General features: G+C 41.1%; 13 protein-coding genes. 7 read left to right on the top strand and 6 right to left on the bottom strand.

Annotation, left to right across the window (positions count from 1 at the left end):
* Position 1 precedes the first annotated feature (1 nt).
* From AB3N61_RS16555 to AB3N61_RS16535, 5 genes are all read right to left on the bottom strand, one after another.
* Positions 2–964, bottom strand: a complete 963-nt coding sequence (locus AB3N61_RS16555; protein WP_020769410.1) for an ABC transporter ATP-binding protein — start codon at positions 962–964, stop codon at positions 2–4.
* Entirely contained in the window at positions 961–1953 is a 993-nt protein-coding gene (locus AB3N61_RS16550) for an ABC transporter ATP-binding protein (RefSeq protein WP_020769192.1), read from the bottom strand. Before AB3N61_RS16550 ends, AB3N61_RS16555 begins: the two co-directional genes overlap by 4 nt.
* Positions 1950–2990, bottom strand: coding sequence for an ABC transporter permease subunit (locus tag AB3N61_RS16545; protein ID WP_367898126.1), 1041 nt, complete (start codon positions 2988–2990; stop codon positions 1950–1952). Before AB3N61_RS16545 ends, AB3N61_RS16550 begins: the two co-directional genes overlap by 4 nt.
* A complete protein-coding gene (locus AB3N61_RS16540; RefSeq protein ID WP_367898125.1) occupies positions 2987–4000 on the bottom strand; it encodes an ABC transporter permease subunit in 1014 nt (337 codons plus the stop codon). Before AB3N61_RS16540 ends, AB3N61_RS16545 begins: the two co-directional genes overlap by 4 nt.
* 102 nt (positions 4001–4102) lie before the next feature.
* The gene (locus AB3N61_RS16535; RefSeq protein ID WP_020769318.1) at positions 4103–5233 is read right to left on the bottom strand and encodes a lipocalin-like domain-containing protein; all 1131 of its coding nucleotides are present in this window, start codon (positions 5231–5233) and stop codon (positions 4103–4105) included.
* Positions 5234–5413: 180 nt separating this feature from the next.
* On the opposite strand from AB3N61_RS16535, the gene AB3N61_RS16530 reads away from it, so the two are divergent.
* Positions 5414–6397: a lysophospholipid acyltransferase family protein gene (locus AB3N61_RS16530; protein WP_020769418.1), complete on the top strand. Its 984-nt coding sequence runs from the start codon at positions 5414–5416 to the stop codon at positions 6395–6397.
* Here AB3N61_RS16530 and AB3N61_RS16525 read toward each other — a convergent pair whose 3' ends face one another.
* Positions 6398–8365 (bottom strand): phosphoethanolamine transferase, encoded by a 1968-nt coding sequence (locus AB3N61_RS16525; protein ID WP_367898124.1) that lies wholly within the window; start codon positions 8363–8365, stop codon positions 6398–6400.
* Positions 8366–9056: 691 nt separating this feature from the next.
* Here AB3N61_RS16525 and AB3N61_RS16520 point away from each other — a divergent pair.
* Genes AB3N61_RS16520 through AB3N61_RS16495 form a run of 6 tightly spaced genes read left to right on the top strand, consistent with a single transcriptional unit; the run spans position 9057 to position 15032 of the window.
* On the top strand, positions 9057–9788 hold the full coding sequence (locus tag AB3N61_RS16520) for a phosphoadenylyl-sulfate reductase (protein WP_020769316.1): 732 nt from the start codon (positions 9057–9059) through the stop codon (positions 9786–9788).
* Positions 9785–10693 carry a sulfate adenylyltransferase subunit CysD gene (gene cysD / locus AB3N61_RS16515; protein WP_020769398.1) on the top strand — a complete coding sequence of 303 codons (909 nt, stop codon included), beginning with the start codon at positions 9785–9787 and terminating at the stop codon, positions 10691–10693. Before AB3N61_RS16520 ends, cysD begins: the two co-directional genes overlap by 4 nt.
* Positions 10693–11934 (top strand): sulfate adenylyltransferase subunit 1, encoded by a 1242-nt coding sequence (locus AB3N61_RS16510; protein WP_367898123.1) that lies wholly within the window; start codon positions 10693–10695, stop codon positions 11932–11934. Before cysD ends, AB3N61_RS16510 begins: the two co-directional genes overlap by 1 nt.
* A 9-nt stretch (positions 11935–11943) precedes the next feature.
* Positions 11944–12720 carry a uroporphyrinogen-III C-methyltransferase gene (gene cobA / locus AB3N61_RS16505; protein WP_367898122.1) on the top strand — a complete coding sequence of 259 codons (777 nt, stop codon included), beginning with the start codon at positions 11944–11946 and terminating at the stop codon, positions 12718–12720.
* Complete coding sequence (locus tag AB3N61_RS16500) at positions 12717–13313, top strand: bifunctional precorrin-2 dehydrogenase/sirohydrochlorin ferrochelatase (protein WP_367898121.1); 597 nt, start codon at positions 12717–12719, stop codon at positions 13311–13313. The genes cobA and AB3N61_RS16500 overlap by 4 nt, the downstream gene beginning before the upstream one ends.
* Before the next feature lie 33 nt (positions 13314–13346).
* Positions 13347–15032 carry an NADPH-dependent assimilatory sulfite reductase hemoprotein subunit gene (locus AB3N61_RS16495; RefSeq protein WP_367898120.1) on the top strand — a complete coding sequence of 562 codons (1686 nt, stop codon included), beginning with the start codon at positions 13347–13349 and terminating at the stop codon, positions 15030–15032.
* The last annotated feature ends 121 nt before the right edge of the window (positions 15033–15153 follow it).

Genomic DNA, 15153 nt, shown 5'->3' with positions numbered 1-15153 from the left:
TTTATTTTCCTTCCGGAAAATGACAATAGGACTTATGACCTTCACCTAGATCTTTCCATTCGGGGGCCTTTTCGGAACAGATCTCTTTTGCGATAGGACAACGAGTGTGGAAATGACATCCTTTAGGTTTATTTAATATACTAGGTACCTCTCCTTGTAGAGGTGTTTTTCGGGTCTTACGATTCTCTACTTCGAATATAGCTCCGAATAAAGCTTTCGTATAGGGATGGGAAGGTTTATCCACGATCTGAGGCTTTGTACCAACTTCCACGATCTTTCCCAGGTACATGACTGCGATCTTGTCCGAGATGGATTTTACGATACCTAGATCGTGAGAAATGAAAAGGTAAGAAAGTCCGAAATCCGCTTTTAGTTTTTGTAATAGAAGAAGTACCTGAGCTTGGTTGGATACGTCTAAAGCGGATACAGCTTCGTCGAAAAGTATAAATTCAGGTTTAAGGATAAGTGCTCTTGCAATCGCAATCCTTTGTCTTTGCCCTCCGGAAAATTCGTGAGGATATCTGTTCAAGATCTCGGGAGAAAGTCCTACTTTTTCTAAAATTTCCGAAGCTTCCTTTTCCGCTTGCTTATCCGTATAATTTTCGTGAATAAAAAGTCCCTCGGTCAATATTTCCTTAATATTCCTTCTTGGATTTAAAGAAGAATAAGGATCTTGGAATACGATCTGGATTTGTTTTCTGAGAGGTAAAAATTCTTTGTCTTTAAGCTCTAAGATCTCTTTTCCTTTGAAAAATATGTAACCTGAATCCGTTTTTAGCAGTTTCAGTATCGCTCTTCCTAATGTGGATTTTCCGCAACCTGACTCTCCTACTAGGCTGAATGTCTCCCCTTCTTCCATTTCCAGGTTTACGTCTTCTACAGCTTTAATGACTGATTTTCTGACGCCAAAGAAACCTTCTTTTCCGTAACTTACGTTCAGATCTTTTATCTCTAAAAGTTTCATCGAGTAAGCTCCTCTTTCTCATTTAAGAAGCATGCGGAAAAATGACCCGTTCCATTCATATTATTTAATCTAGGTTTTGCGGTCTTGCAAGGCGAGAACACGAAATCACATCTTTCCGAATAGTGACAACCTATAGGATAATCTCCGGGAGAAGGTAATCTTCCTTCAATCGGTTTAAAAACACCGGTCCGGGAGAAATGAGAAGGCAAAGAATCCAAAAGATCCTTCGTATATGGATGGTTCGGTTGGTCTAAAACTTGATCCACTGTTCCAAGTTCTACGATCCTTCCTGCGTACAATACGCAAATCCTGTCGGCGATATGGCTGACCAAACCGAAATCGTGGGAGATAAATAAAACGGATAAGTTCATCCTTTCCTTAAGTTTTAGTAGGAGTTCCACCAACTGCGCTTGGACTGTAACATCCAAAGCCGAAGTAGGCTCATCTGCGATCAAAAGTTCAGGATCACACATCAGTGCCATTCCGATCCCAACCCTTTGTAAGATCCCACCGCTCAACTGATGAGGATAACAATTCATCCTTAATTTTATGTCGGTAATTCCTACCGCTCCAAGGAGATATTCGGCCTTATCTTCGGCTTCTTTACGGGTCCCGAGTCCGTGTTCTAAAAATCCTTCCGTCATTTGGTCCTTTATTTTACTCAAAGGATTTAAAGCGGAGAAAGGTTCCTGAAAAACATACGAGATTTTTTTTCCTCGGACCTTTCTTAAAGTTTCGGGGTCGGTTCGAAGAAGATCCGTTCCTTGGAATAGGACCTTTCCGTCCGCATATCTAAACGATTCACGAGGAAGTAATTTAGTGATCGCAGCGGCACAGACAGATTTTCCACAACCCGATTCACCAACGAGTGCTAGAACTTCTCCTTTACGGATCTCGAAATTGATATCTTCTAATAACGGTACAAACCTGCCTGCTTTGGAAAGTTCCAGATTTAGGTTGGATATTTGGAGAATCGCTTCCGAATTCATTCGTACGTTACCTTCTCCTTAGAATCAAAAGAATCACGTATCCCTTCTCCTATAAATGAAGAAAGAAGAATGGTCGCAGCCAATGACAAAGAAGGAAAAGTGATCAACCACCAAGCTCTGAGATTATCCCTTCCTTGGCTGATCATTTCTCCCCAAGACGGATTGGGCGCCGGGATCCCATAACCTAAGAAGTCCAAAGCGCTTAAGATAGAGATCGCACTGATAAGTGCAAAAGGTAAGAAGGTAACCAGTGGAGTGATCGCATTCGGGAGAATATGATTTTTCATAATACTCCAAGAGCTAGCGCCTAACGCTTTAGCCGCATCTACATAAGTCAGGGACTTGGATCTGTAAAATTCTCCCCTCATATACATGCTGATGCCTATCCAGCTCAATGCGGAATAAGTGATCCCTAATACGATAAATCCCCTTCCGAAAAAAGAGCCCATGATCAGTATCAAATATAAAAAGGGAATTGCGGATAAGATTTCGATTATCCTCTGTAAAATGATATCCGTTCTTTTTCCGTAATATCCTTGGATCCCGCCTACGATCGTTCCGAAGATAAATTCTATAATTACTAGTATCAGTCCGAAACTCATGGAATTTCTGTAGGCGTAAAAGATCCGTGTGAATACGTCTCTTCCTCTATCGTCCGTACCGAGCCAATGTTTTAAACTAGGAGAAGAAGGTGGATTTTCGTCGTCTTCGATAGTTTCTAAATTATCTTCGTTATATCCGTAAGGAACAGGAGGAAATAAGATCCAGTTATCATTACTCTCCGCGAAATCATCCCGCAATTTTAGTTTTTTATAATTTATAGGAGAGTACTCCGATCCTCCGAAATCCTTATCGGTATAACGAAAGAAGATGGGGAACTTCCAAGAATTTTCGTACGAAACGATCCAAGGTTGATTATTTGCAAGTATCGGCGCGAATAGGGAAATGATATAAGAGGTTCCTAATATCCAAAGAGAGATCCATGCTTTTGTATTGGATCTGAATTTTTCGAATCTTCTTTTAGCGAGAGAGTTCATGTTTCGAAATTGATCCTAGGGTCGATAATAACGTAACAAAGATCGGAAAGGATATTTCCGATCAATGAAAGAAAACTTTGGATCAGCAAAAGTCCCATCATCAGATTGGTATCTCTTTCCGTAACCGCTTGAAAACTGAGTAGCCCGATCCCGTCTATACTGAATACCAACTCGATGATTAGAGATCCCGCTAGGACTAAACTTAGATTGGAACCGAATCCGGTGGCGATCGGGATCAAACTGTTCCTAAAAGCATGTTTGTAAATAGCATCTTTAAAAGATAAACCTTTGGAAATTGCAGTCCGAACATAATCCTTAGAGATCTGATCCAAAAGTGAGTTTTTCATCAAAAGAGTAAGCATTGCAAAGGAACCGGAAACGTAACATAGTACCGGTAAGAACATATGCTCTGCTCTATCCATGATCTTTTCTAAAAAGTCTAGGTCTTCGTAATTATCCGAATATTCGTGACCTAATGGAAAGACGGAAAATACCTCTCCGGAAGAGAACAAATATAATAACAACATGGAAAGGGCGAATACGGGGATGGAGTATGCGATCAAAATTACGATGCTGGTACCGCTATCAAACGGTTGTCCGCTTTGGATCGCTTTACGAATTCCTAATGGAATACATATCAAATAAGAAAGTAAAAATCCGGAAAGACCGAAAGTGAGAGAAACGGGAATTTTTTCGAAGATAAGTTCATTCACAGGCCGAGAATGTAACCGGGATTCTCCCAGATCCAAACTCGCCACGTCCCATAACCAATATAAGTAAGCAATCGGGAGCGGTTTATCCAGACGTAACTTTTGCTTTAGGATCTCTATTTCTTCGTTATTGATCAAAGAAGATCTGGCCCCGTCTTCGTTGCCGTAACCTCTTAATTTAGCGATCTCTCGTTCTAAGGGTCCACCTGGAGCCAAGTGGGATAAAATAAATACTAGGAATGTGATTCCGAGAATAGTAGGAACGATCAGCAGGATCCTTTTTAAAAAATAATTTCTCATTCGGATTAAAGTTCGTTATATATCGCAACCCGCCTCGGGCATCGAACAATTTTCCATACCGATTGCCAGGGATAAAGGTTTTTTCTCCGGCCGGTTTGGCAATTAACGGAAAGGTTTTAGCTCTAGGTAACCTTTTCCTTTTACGGATCTTCCTTCGATCTCTCCGCCGACTTTGACCGCACCCTCCCAATAAATGAGTCCGGTGCTAGATCTTGCATCAAACTCCTGCTCCTCGAATCTAGGCGAGATATTCAAATTAAATCGTTCGGAAATTAATTTCCATCGTAATTTGTAGGAATTTCCTGTTTGGTCGCTTTTCCAGGCCTTGTCCTCCGGAATAAATTTCAGATCGTTCTCATTTTCTAAAGAAGTCACTTTTCCGTCCGGAGAACGATAAGTACCGAAGGTTTCAATATCTCCCGATCGATTCTTAAAATTGAATGCCATAATATCGGAGCCATCTTCCATTTGAATGCAGATCCAATCCCAGGAAATGTCCTTCGAGGAAAGATCGAACGCAGCGTCCGTACCTTCCGGACTACTCCATTCATGGTCCATCCAACTTGTCCCTGATTTGACATGATATTCTTTTCCTTCTAAATAGAGGGAACCTTTGGTCTCTAAACGAGGAATACTATAGTAATAAGAGAAAAATTTAGGATTCTTTCTGCTCTTGAATGATTTTCCGTTTTTGCCGTGTATTAGTATGTTTTTAGGTTTGGTGCTGAGTTCTAGTTCCAAACCGAAGCCTGATTCCGTCCTAGGAAATGCAGTGATCCTAAAATCCGCAGGGCCGATGACTTCCATTCGATAGTCCCCACTCCATAGATTGGTTTTGTCTTGTCCGGCAACTCCACCTAATTCTCTTTCGATGGTTTGGGAAATTTTGTGCTTTTCGTCTTCTAGATCGGAGATCGCAAAATGTACAGGATATAATGCGACTTTCGGTCCTAGATAAGCTCGGAAGAAGCTTAACTCATATCCTAACTCTTTTCCTTCTTCCGTATCCAGTATACCTATGAAATAACACCATTCCACTCTATATCCTTTATGGAAAAAATGATCCTGGGGAAATTTAAAACCTTTGCCTGGAGTTTCCTTTAGATCGGTTTTGGGAGCGGCAAATCCGATTCCACCCGAGAATAAGAATATACCGGAGAACAGAACTAATACGAAGATCCAAGAAATCCTTTTCGGTTTTTCGATTCTATTGGTTATAAAATTGAAGGGCATATAAATCGACCTTTTCATTCTAATCGGGACAAAGTCCTGGAAAATTAGACCCGACCATGGTTTCTTTTCCTTTTTCAGTATTCAATCGATTCGTTTTTTTATTTTAGAATTGAAGAAGGTCTTAAAATTTAGAATACATCGGGTGGTCTTCGGACCGGTCTTAAACATGGGATCATAATTATGGGAAATCCTAAACCCAGAAGAGAAAGACAGAAAGTCAAAAAATTCCTACAGTATGTTTTCGCGAGAGTATTAGTAGGTACTCTTTCCATTTTTCCTTATGTTCTAAGGGGAAAGATCCTATTTTATATCATTCAGTTCCTAGCCAGAACGACAGGCGCCGTTAAAAAAAGGATCGAAAGACATATACGGACCGCGTTTCCTCAAAAGTCGGATTCCGAGATACAAAAATACATTCTTCATAACCTCAGAAATCTCTCCCATATGGCAAATGAGTTCTGTGAAGAACCGAGAATGGACAGAAAATTCATAGATCAATGGGTGACTTTCCTGCCGGATAAAAAAACTCATACTCGCTTATTTGAGAAAGGTGGGATCTTGGTTTTAGGCCATTTAGGTAACTGGGAAACAATGGGGGTTTCTATCTGCTATACCGCTCCTAAAAACGATCTGTACGTTTTTGCAAAAAGGCAATCTAATCCTTGGTCGAACGCTTGGATCGAACGGAACAGAGCATCCCAAAGGATCAAGTTGGTTTATACGGATGAAAGCCCTAGAAAGGCCTTAACTCTTTTAAAACAAGGAAAGTTAGTCGCTTTTATCTCGGATCAGGACGCGGGCAAAACGGGATCCTTCTTTCCTTTTTTAGGAAACCTGGCTTCCACATTCTTAGGACCGGCAACTTTCTCCAGAATGACAGATGTGCCTATCATATTCTGCAGTAGTTGGTATGATAAGGCCGGAAAATTATATTTTTATGTGGAAGAATTCGAAAGACCGAATTTGGACCCGAGAAAAGACCCGGAACTTTGGGAGAGAGAATTCACTTACAAATGGGTAAAACGTTTGGAAGAAGAAGTCTACAAACATCCGGGAGATTATTTCTGGTTGCATAGACGTTGGCATACTAAGCCGGAAAATAAAGAAGATCTCGATAAGTTTTGGAAAGAATATAGACCTTCTTCCGAAAGTTCTAAGGTTTGATCAGAATGTAGCCGGTTTAGGGGAATTTCTTTTTAGTTCCGCAGTTTCCAGATCTGCTTCCGAAGTTTGGTATGGTAGATCTTGGGATATAAATAATTCCACACAGACTCCGCAGTCTTTTACCACTTCTCTAAAATGGATCTTATTCTCTTCACTTGCTTCCACCCAAAGATCCTTTAACTCTTTCGGATCTTTAGAAAGATCGAATAGACGTTCTTTGGAAGGATTAGAATTGAGATTCATTATATAATGATAATTTCCCTTTATATAACTGATCCCGACTTTATACAAAGAGATCTCGTTATTATTGGTAATGATAATCCTACGGTCCCCATAAATATCTCTGAGTAAGGACCTACCTTCCAAGTTTGCGGAATACCTTTTGATCGCAGGATTGTTTTCCAGATTCAAAATATCTATAAAAGTCGGGATCAAATCCGTGTTTGCCACGGGTTTTTCCGTATTTCTTCTTATCGCTTGCAGGTTTACGGATTCTTTTAGGGAATCCGGAATATATAACAGCATCGGAATGGAAACGGTTTCCACATAGTTGCTATCTATATGCCCCAGGTAGTCATGCTCGAAAAGGGATTCTCCGTGATCGGACGTGAAGATCACTACCGTATTTTCCAAAAACCCTTCTTTTTTTAGATAAGTGTACACATCCTCAAGAAGGCTATCAAGATGTCGGACGGAATTATCGTATTGGTCAGGTACTGAGTCGACTGGGAAGAACTTGGACTCCTCCGGTACTATATATGGAAAATGATTCGTGTTGAGGTGCAGAACTCCCGCGAATCTTTTATCCGAAGTTTTTAATCCGGACAAATGTCTTTTGAATTCTTTGACCGTTTCCCTATCATCGATCCCTATATCGTTAAATACATTTAACCCGCTTCTTTCTTTATCCCAAAGGAAATCGATCCCTGAGTTTTTGAAAAATCCTTCGAAGTTATTCCACTGAAGGTTATGGCTTGTTATATAAAACGTTGAAAGCCCGGCGGATTTCCCATACTCCCAAAACAAAGGATACGTATGTGTCATTGGCACCGGTTGTGCTGGAGAAACTCCGGTCAGTAAACTCGGAAAAGAGAGAAGGGTTGAGCTGGAATTGGAATACGCCTTTTTGAATAAGAAGTATCGGTTTCTGTCCGCAGTTTGGGCGAATTTTGACATGAAAGGAGTGGTGTTTCTTTCGTAACCGTAAACTCCCAAACTTCCTTTTCTTAAACTTTCAGTTACTACGAAAAGAACATTAAATCCCGGACTGGAAACGATTTGAGTGAGCCTAGGTTTGTTCCTAGACTGTAAACCTGCGGATCCTAAACTATCGCCTGTTAGGTGATTGTATAAGTTCCTCCAAACGAACGCGATCGTATTGGTATCCGAAACATATACTTGGTCGTTAAATCTGGTATTATTATGTAGGAAACCACTGATTGTTAAGAATAAGACCACTACTGCTATTCTAACAGGTACTTGGAATTTGTATCTTAAAGGTTCTTTAGTCGCGGTAAACCAAAGAGAAGCGCCTAAAACGATAAAAGAGAGAAGTCCGAAAATCAAAGAAGATTTGGTAAATCCCCCCTGCACGATCGTCCAACTGTTCAAAGGTTCATGGAATATAAAAGAGAATACGAAAAAATTAGGCATGATGCCCGTATACGCGTAATAACCGTACGAACCTAATAATGTTCCCGTATAAAAAGATAGGATCAGAAAGAATACGATATTGAATGCAAGCTTCGATCTTCGTTTGTATAATATTCTGAGAAGAATGATCGCTGCAGAATAGAGAATAACGGAATATACGAATGAAAGGAAATAGAACGCCCACTGTAAAGGTTTGAATGTGGGTAATATTTCATCTCTAACAATAAAATCTGAAACTAGTATTACTACAGGCAGAACCCAGACGGAATAACGGGAGAATATCTCTAGTATATTTTTTTTATTTATAGTTCCCATCTTTATCCAAAATTCCTGATGATATGTAATTCGTCAATTACACCAAGTATATCATACCTTCTCAACGACTAAAAAGAAAGTTATAAAAAATGAATATTAGACCGATGTTCAGTTATGATTAATGTCAATTCCGATTCTTTCTTCTGAATTTTAAATGGAACGAATCCAATAATAAATGAAACTCTCCGGTCTAAATCGAATACGAGGAGTTAGACGTGCTTAGCCGTCGGATCGTTATGTTTTTTGACAAAGTATAATTAGATAGATGGATGAGTTTCCAAAATATTTAGATGGATTTTTTGATATTAGGAAAGATCCAAATCTTGAGAAAGGCAATGAAGAAGCTTTCTATCTTCTTCCAATCCTTCTTCCGCCTATTCATTATTGCAAAGTACCATTCCAAGCTTAGTCAGATGAAAGCTTATCCTTCCCTTTTTTTGGGACATAATTAAAAGTTTCGATTTAAAGGATTATTACAGGGCGGTAAATTCGGCAGAGATTTAGAATTTTTTAAGCATATAAGGAGATTTTGTTGATCCGATAAAAATTCTCTATTCTGTACCGACTCCGGTGGGAACCTTGTAATATAGCATCAACTATACTTTACAAATAATCCAATATATAAAATTTTGGTACATTATATTGGTCAGCCTTAATTTGGGTGCGTCCAATATAAAAAGGTTCGATTTCGATGAGTCCATCCGATTTGGAAGCAAAATTAGAAGGTTTGAGCTTAGAAAATTCTTTGGCGAAAATTTCCCGGGATTTTCCTGGGCAGGCGGTGTTTTCGACCAGCTTTGGTCTGGAAGATCAAGTAATCACTCACGCAATCTATTCCCAAAATTTGGACATTCGTATCTTTACATTGGATACCGGTAGATTGTTTACCGAAACTTACGAACTTCATAAGCGTACGAATGGGATGTACGGGAAACGTATTCAAACATTCTTCCCGGATGCACAAGCGGTGGAAGATCTGATCAATGAGAAAGGTCCGGATTCGTTCTACGATTCCATAGAAAATAGAAAAGAATGTTGTCATATTCGTAAAGTTGTCCCTTTGAACAGAGCTTTAAAGGGAGCTAAAATTTGGATCACCGGAATTCGAAACGACCAATCCGGTTCCAGAGAAAATTTAACCAAAGTGGAGTTGGATACCGGAAGGGATATTTTGAAATTCCATCCTATTCTGGATTGGTCTTGGGAGGATGTGCAACAGTACGTCCAAGACAAAAATATTCCGTACAATCCTCTTCACGATAAGGGATATCCCAGTATCGGATGCGCTCCTTGTACAAGAGCGATCATGCCTGGCGAAGATTTCAGAGCCGGGCGCTGGTGGTGGGAAAATGAATCCACGAAAGAATGCGGACTGCATTGGGTGGATGGAAAATTGGTAAGAAAAAAAGGATCAGAAGTATGACGACTAGAACTCGATTGTCGCATCTCCAACAACTAGAGGCGGAATCCATTTATATACTTCGGGAAGTTGCCGCCCAATTCGAGAGACCTGCGCTTTTATTTTCGGGAGGAAAGGATTCGATCACTTTGGTGCATCTCGCACTGAAAGCTTTTCGTCCGGGAAAGTTCCCGTTTCCATTGGTACATATCGATACCGGTCATAACTTTCCGGAAGCATTACAATTTCGTGATGATCTCGCGAACCGTATCGGAGAAAAACTGATCGTTAGATACGTTCAGGATTCCATAGACCAGGGAAAAGCAGTGGAAGAAAAAGGAAAATTCCCGAGTAGGAATGCGATCCAAACCGTTACTTTATTAGATACGATCGAAGAATTCAAATTTGACGCATGTATAGGCGGAGCGAGAAGGGACGAAGAAAAAGCCCGTGCAAAAGAAAGAGTATTCTCCGTACGAGACGAATTTGGAAGTTGGGACCCTAAACTACAAAGACCTGAACTTTGGAATATTTATAACGGAAAGATCCATGTAGGAGAAAACGTAAGAGTTTTCCCTATCAGTAACTGGACCGAGTTGGATGTTTGGGAATATATTAAAGCCGAGAATATTCCTCTTCCTTCATTGTATTTCTCTCATAGAAGACAGATCGTTTGGAGAGAGAATGTTGTGTTTCCTGTTTCGGAATTCGTAACTCTTGATTCTTCCGATAAGGTGGAAGAAAAAACCGTACGTTTCAGGACTGTTGGCGATATGACCTGCACAGCGGCGGTGGAATCCGAGGCGAATTCATTGGATGATATCATTCGTGAGATCCAAACTTCCAGAACTACGGAAAGAGGATCCAGATTGGATGACAAACGTTCGGAAGCTGCAATGGAAGAACGTAAAAGAGGCGGTTACTTCTGATGGACCTATTACGTTTTATTACTGCGGGAAGTGTAGACGACGGGAAATCCACTTTGATCGGTCGTCTTTTGTATGATAGTAAATCCGTATTCCAAGATCAGTTGGAAGCGATCGAAAGGACCGGACAAGTAAACGGTCAGATCAATTTGGCTCTTTTGACAGACGGACTAAAAGCGGAGAGAGAGCAAGGGATCACGATCGATGTGGCCTATAAGTACTTCTCCACTCCCAAAAGAAAGTTTATTATCGCGGATGCTCCAGGGCATATCCAGTATACTCGCAATATGGTGACCGGCGCTTCCAACTCGGAACTTGCCATCATTCTGATAGACGCTCGTAAGGGAGTGATCGAACAGACTTACAGACATTCTTATATCGCCTCTCTATTAAAAATCCCTCATGTAGTTATCTGTGTGAACAAGATGGACTTGGTGGATTTTTCCAAAGAACGTTTCGATGAGATCGTGAAAGATTATAAAAACTTCGCCTCCGACCTGGAATTTAAAGGATTGGAATTCATACCGATTTCCGCTCTGAACGGGGATAATGTCGTAGATACTTCTCCCAATATGACCTGGTGGAAAGGGAAAACACTTCTGGGTTATTTAGAAGATCTAGAGATCGAAGTGGATGAGACCAAACACGAGCCTAGATTTCCTGTACAGTATGTGATCCGTCCTCAAACGGAAGAGCATCATGATTACAGAGGATATGCAGGCCAGGTCAGAAGTGGAGTTTTTAAAAAGGGAGACGATATCGTAGTTCTTCCGAGCGGATTACGTTCTAAGATCAAATCCATTCATACGTATGAAAGCGAAGTTGAAGAAGCTTTTGCTCCTATGTCCGTTACGATCCTTTTGGAAGATGAAATAGATATTAGTCGTGGGGATATGATCGTAACCGATAAACATCAGCCGACTGTATCTCAGGATATAGAAGCGGAACTTTGTTGGATGGATGCTAAGTCATTAGTGCCTGGAAACAAATATCTTTTAAGACAGACCACAGGTTCCGTAAAATCCGCGGTCAAAGAAATTTCCTTTAGAATAGATATCCAAACCCACGAAAAATTAGAATCTTCTCAACTTGCTTTGAACGAGATCGGAAGGATAAAGATCAGAACTGCCAAACCGATAGCGTTCGATAGTTATTCGGAAAATCGGGGAACAGGAAGTTTTGTTTTAGTGGACGAAGGTACCAATAATACCGTGGGCGCCGGGATGATCGTAGGAGCCTATTGATCTAATTTAATGAATACCGAAGTGGGAAAAGTATATTTGGTGGGTGCAGGTCCCGGAAATCCGGAACTAATGACCTTAAAGGCCCTCAGAATATTAGAAAAAGCGGAAGTAATTTTGTACGACGCATTATTGGATTCTTCCTTTTTGGAATATTTCCCTTCTACTTCTATCGTTCATTATGTGGGCAAAAGGGCAGGCCAACATTCCGCTACCCAAGAAGAGATCCAAGACCTGATCGTTCGATATTCTCTCCAAGGAAAATCCGTTGTTCGTTTGAAGGGAGGAGATCCTTTCGTATTCGGTAGAGGCGGAGAAGAATTACTCACTTTAAGAAAACATAAAATTCCGTACGAGATCATCCCTGGCGTTAGTGCATTAAGTGCGGGATCTTCCGGAGCAGGATTTCCTCTTACACATAGAGGACTGTCTAGACAGGTTCTGGTCATGGACGGTCATACCGTTTTGCAAGAAAACACCGATTGGAAATGGTTCGCGGATTTCAAGGGCACGATCGCTCTGTTTATGGGAACTTCGTCCATTGTACAGATCACTAAAAAATTGATCGATAACGGGGCTTCTTCACTTCTTCCGGTTGCTTTGGTAGAAAACGCAAGTTTAAAAAATCAGAAGACAACGGTGACAAATTTGGGTAGAATTCTCGAAGAAGGTTTATCCAAACAAAGTTCCGGGCCTGGAATTATCTATATAGGTCCCGTAGTTCATCTGATCGGAGAAACCCCTGGACTAGATCTTCGGGGATTTGCCTCTCAAGGAGAAGAAGTATGAACCAACTTCTTCCAGTATTTATAAAATTAGAAAATAAAAAAGTGTTAGTAGTAGGCGGAGGAAACGTTGCTCTCGAAAAACTGCAACACTTGAAAGACACAGGCTGCCTACTCACAGTTATCTCTAAAGAATTCAAATCGGAAACTGTTCGTTTGCTTTCCTCCGTAAAAGAAGCAAAAATGGAAACAAGAGAAGTGCAGGTGTCCGATCTGGACGGTTTCGATCTGGTATATTCCGCCACAAACGATAGGCAAACCAATCGTGATCTTGTGGAATATGCCAAACAAAAAAAGATCTGGATCAATTGTGCGGACGATCCTTCACTTTGTGATTTTTATTCTTCCGCATATTTTGATAGGGGACCGGTCCGTGTGGCGGTTTCCACCCAAGGAGGGTTCGCCGGACTTGCCGGGACCATTCGCACCATTCTAGAAGAGATCCTTCCAAAGGACCATGACCAAGAATTGGAAAACTTATTAGAAATCCGTAATTTGAGCAAACGTAAACTAGGCGATCCGGAAGAAAGAAAAACGGCTCTCAAATTTTTGCTGAGCGAGTTTAAAGAAAAATACTTATCAACGGATACGAAATAATAGGAAGCTAATCCAAAAGGACGAATACGATCGATGTCAGAAGAAAAAGAACTTAGCGAAGTCGAGCATATCAAAACCGCCTCTAGGGGACTAAGAGGAAAGATCGGTACTGCTATCGAAACAGGAGCAGACGGATTCGAGGATGACGACAAACAATTGATCAAATTCCACGGAATGTACCAGCAGAAGGACAGAGACCGTAGAAAGGACGAAGCTGGAGAATTTATCGAAAATCCTACATCGTTTATGATCCGAGGAAGGATCCCGGGTGGAAGGCTTACTTCGGACCAATACATGGTCTGGGACGATCTGGCCGATAAATTCGGTGGAGGTGCCTTACGTTTAACGACTAGGCAATCCATCCAGATGCATACGATCCTTCTGAAGGATCTAAGACCGATCATGCAGGCGGTGCATAAAGTGAATCTTTCCACTATGGGGGCATGCGGTGACGTTGTGCGTAACGTTACTCAAGCTTTAAACCCTTGGGGGAACAAAGAGCTTAGCCAATTGGACCCGATCGCTCAACTTTTATCCGATCATTTTAAATATAAGAGTAACGCCTACGCCGAACTTTGGTTAGGTGAAAATCAGATAAACAAAGAGGACGAACCTGATCCGATCTATGGAACCACTTATCTTCCTAGAAAGTTCAAGGTGGCTGTGACTCTTGCAGGCAATAACTCCGTCGATATTTACACCAACGATATGGGATTCGCGGCCACTTTAGATGCGAACGGTCAGATAGACGGTTATTTCGTATTCGCTGGCGGTGGACTCGGAATGACCCACAATAAGGCGGATACGTATCCTAGAGCTGCTGACTTGCTTGGTTGGATCCCTGAAAAAGACCTGATCTCCGTTGCGGAAGGTATCGTAACTTCTCATAGAGATTTCGGAGATCGTACAAATCGTAAACATGCTCGTTTGAAATACGTTTTAGCTGATAAGGGTGTGGAATGGTTCCGCTCCGAAGTAGAACGCAGATCCGGTGCAAAATTCGATCTCGATCGTAAACTTCCTAAATGGGAAACTCCGAATTATTTGGGTTGGACAGAAAGAGCGGATGGAACTCTTGCATTGGGATTCCATACTCTTTCGGGAAGGATTAAAGATTTTCCTTATAAACCTTTAAAAACCGCTTTGAAAGATATTATTTCCACTTTCAAGCTTAGTGTGCAGGTGACTGCCGATCAGGATTTGGTCTTGATGGGTATTAAAAAAGAAGATAAGGATAAATTAGAAGCTAAATTAAAGGAATATAATATTAATCCTGCTTCTCCTAAACCTTTGTACGATCGCGCACTTGCATGTCCTGCACTTCCTACTTGCGGTCTTGCATTGACCGAATCCGAAAGGACCTTCCCACAATTACTGGAATCCATCCAAAAAGTGATCGATAAGCTGGATCTGAACGACAGAGCTCCTATCGTAAGAATGACAGGATGCCCTAACGGATGTGCTAGACCATATTCCGCAGAGATTGGGATCGTTGGTCAACAAGCAGGAGGAAAATACTCCTTATTTTTTGGAGGAAATCCGGAAGGAACCAAAGTCGGCGACTATGTTGCTAAGAAGGTCCCGTTCGCAGACATTCCTATTCAACTAGAGAAAGCTTTCGAAGTTTGGAAAAAAGAAGGAAACCCGAACGAAAGATTCGGAGACTTTGCCGCTCGATATTCTTTGGATAAGTTCAGGGAATTGCTAGGAGCGATGTAATTCCAGTTTTTAGCTAGAGTCTATTTCAAAAACCTGTAATAGACCCGTAATAGTTTCTTGGAGTGAGTTCTTTTTGCCTTCCCCTTCGCCTGCACATCCTGTGCAGAGCTCCGGGTCGCTT

Origin of the sequence: Leptospira sp. WS58.C1, from assembly GCF_040833995.1 — a bacterium.
Classification (GTDB): Bacteria; Spirochaetota; Leptospiria; order Leptospirales; family Leptospiraceae; genus Leptospira_B; species Leptospira_B cinconiae.
The sequence above is the reverse complement of the archived record's forward strand: the minus strand, read 5'-3'. Positions and strand labels throughout refer to the sequence as shown.

Coding starts and splice junctions, on each gene's coding strand:
- AB3N61_RS16555 (WP_020769410.1), bottom strand. CDS start 964: ATGAAACTTTTAGAGATAAAAGATCTGAACGTAAGTTACGGAAAAGAA.
- AB3N61_RS16550 (WP_020769192.1), bottom strand. CDS start 1,953: ATGAATTCGGAAGCGATTCTCCAAATATCCAACCTAAATCTGGAACTT.
- AB3N61_RS16545 (WP_367898126.1), bottom strand. CDS start 2,990: ATGAACTCTCTCGCTAAAAGAAGATTCGAAAAATTCAGATCCAATACA.
- AB3N61_RS16540 (WP_367898125.1), bottom strand. CDS start 4,000: ATGAGAAATTATTTTTTAAAAAGGATCCTGCTGATCGTTCCTACTATT.
- AB3N61_RS16535 (WP_020769318.1), bottom strand. CDS start 5,233: ATGCCCTTCAATTTTATAACCAATAGAATCGAAAAACCGAAAAGGATT.
- AB3N61_RS16530 (WP_020769418.1), top strand. CDS start 5,414: ATGGGAAATCCTAAACCCAGAAGAGAAAGACAGAAAGTCAAAAAATTC.
- AB3N61_RS16525 (WP_367898124.1), bottom strand. CDS start 8,365: ATGGGAACTATAAATAAAAAAAATATACTAGAGATATTCTCCCGTTAT.
- AB3N61_RS16520 (WP_020769316.1), top strand. CDS start 9,057: ATGAGTCCATCCGATTTGGAAGCAAAATTAGAAGGTTTGAGCTTAGAA.
- cysD (WP_020769398.1), top strand. CDS start 9,785: ATGACGACTAGAACTCGATTGTCGCATCTCCAACAACTAGAGGCGGAA.
- AB3N61_RS16510 (WP_367898123.1), top strand. CDS start 10,693: ATGGACCTATTACGTTTTATTACTGCGGGAAGTGTAGACGACGGGAAA.
- cobA (WP_367898122.1), top strand. CDS start 11,944: ATGAATACCGAAGTGGGAAAAGTATATTTGGTGGGTGCAGGTCCCGGA.
- AB3N61_RS16500 (WP_367898121.1), top strand. CDS start 12,717: ATGAACCAACTTCTTCCAGTATTTATAAAATTAGAAAATAAAAAAGTG.
- AB3N61_RS16495 (WP_367898120.1), top strand. CDS start 13,347: ATGTCAGAAGAAAAAGAACTTAGCGAAGTCGAGCATATCAAAACCGCC.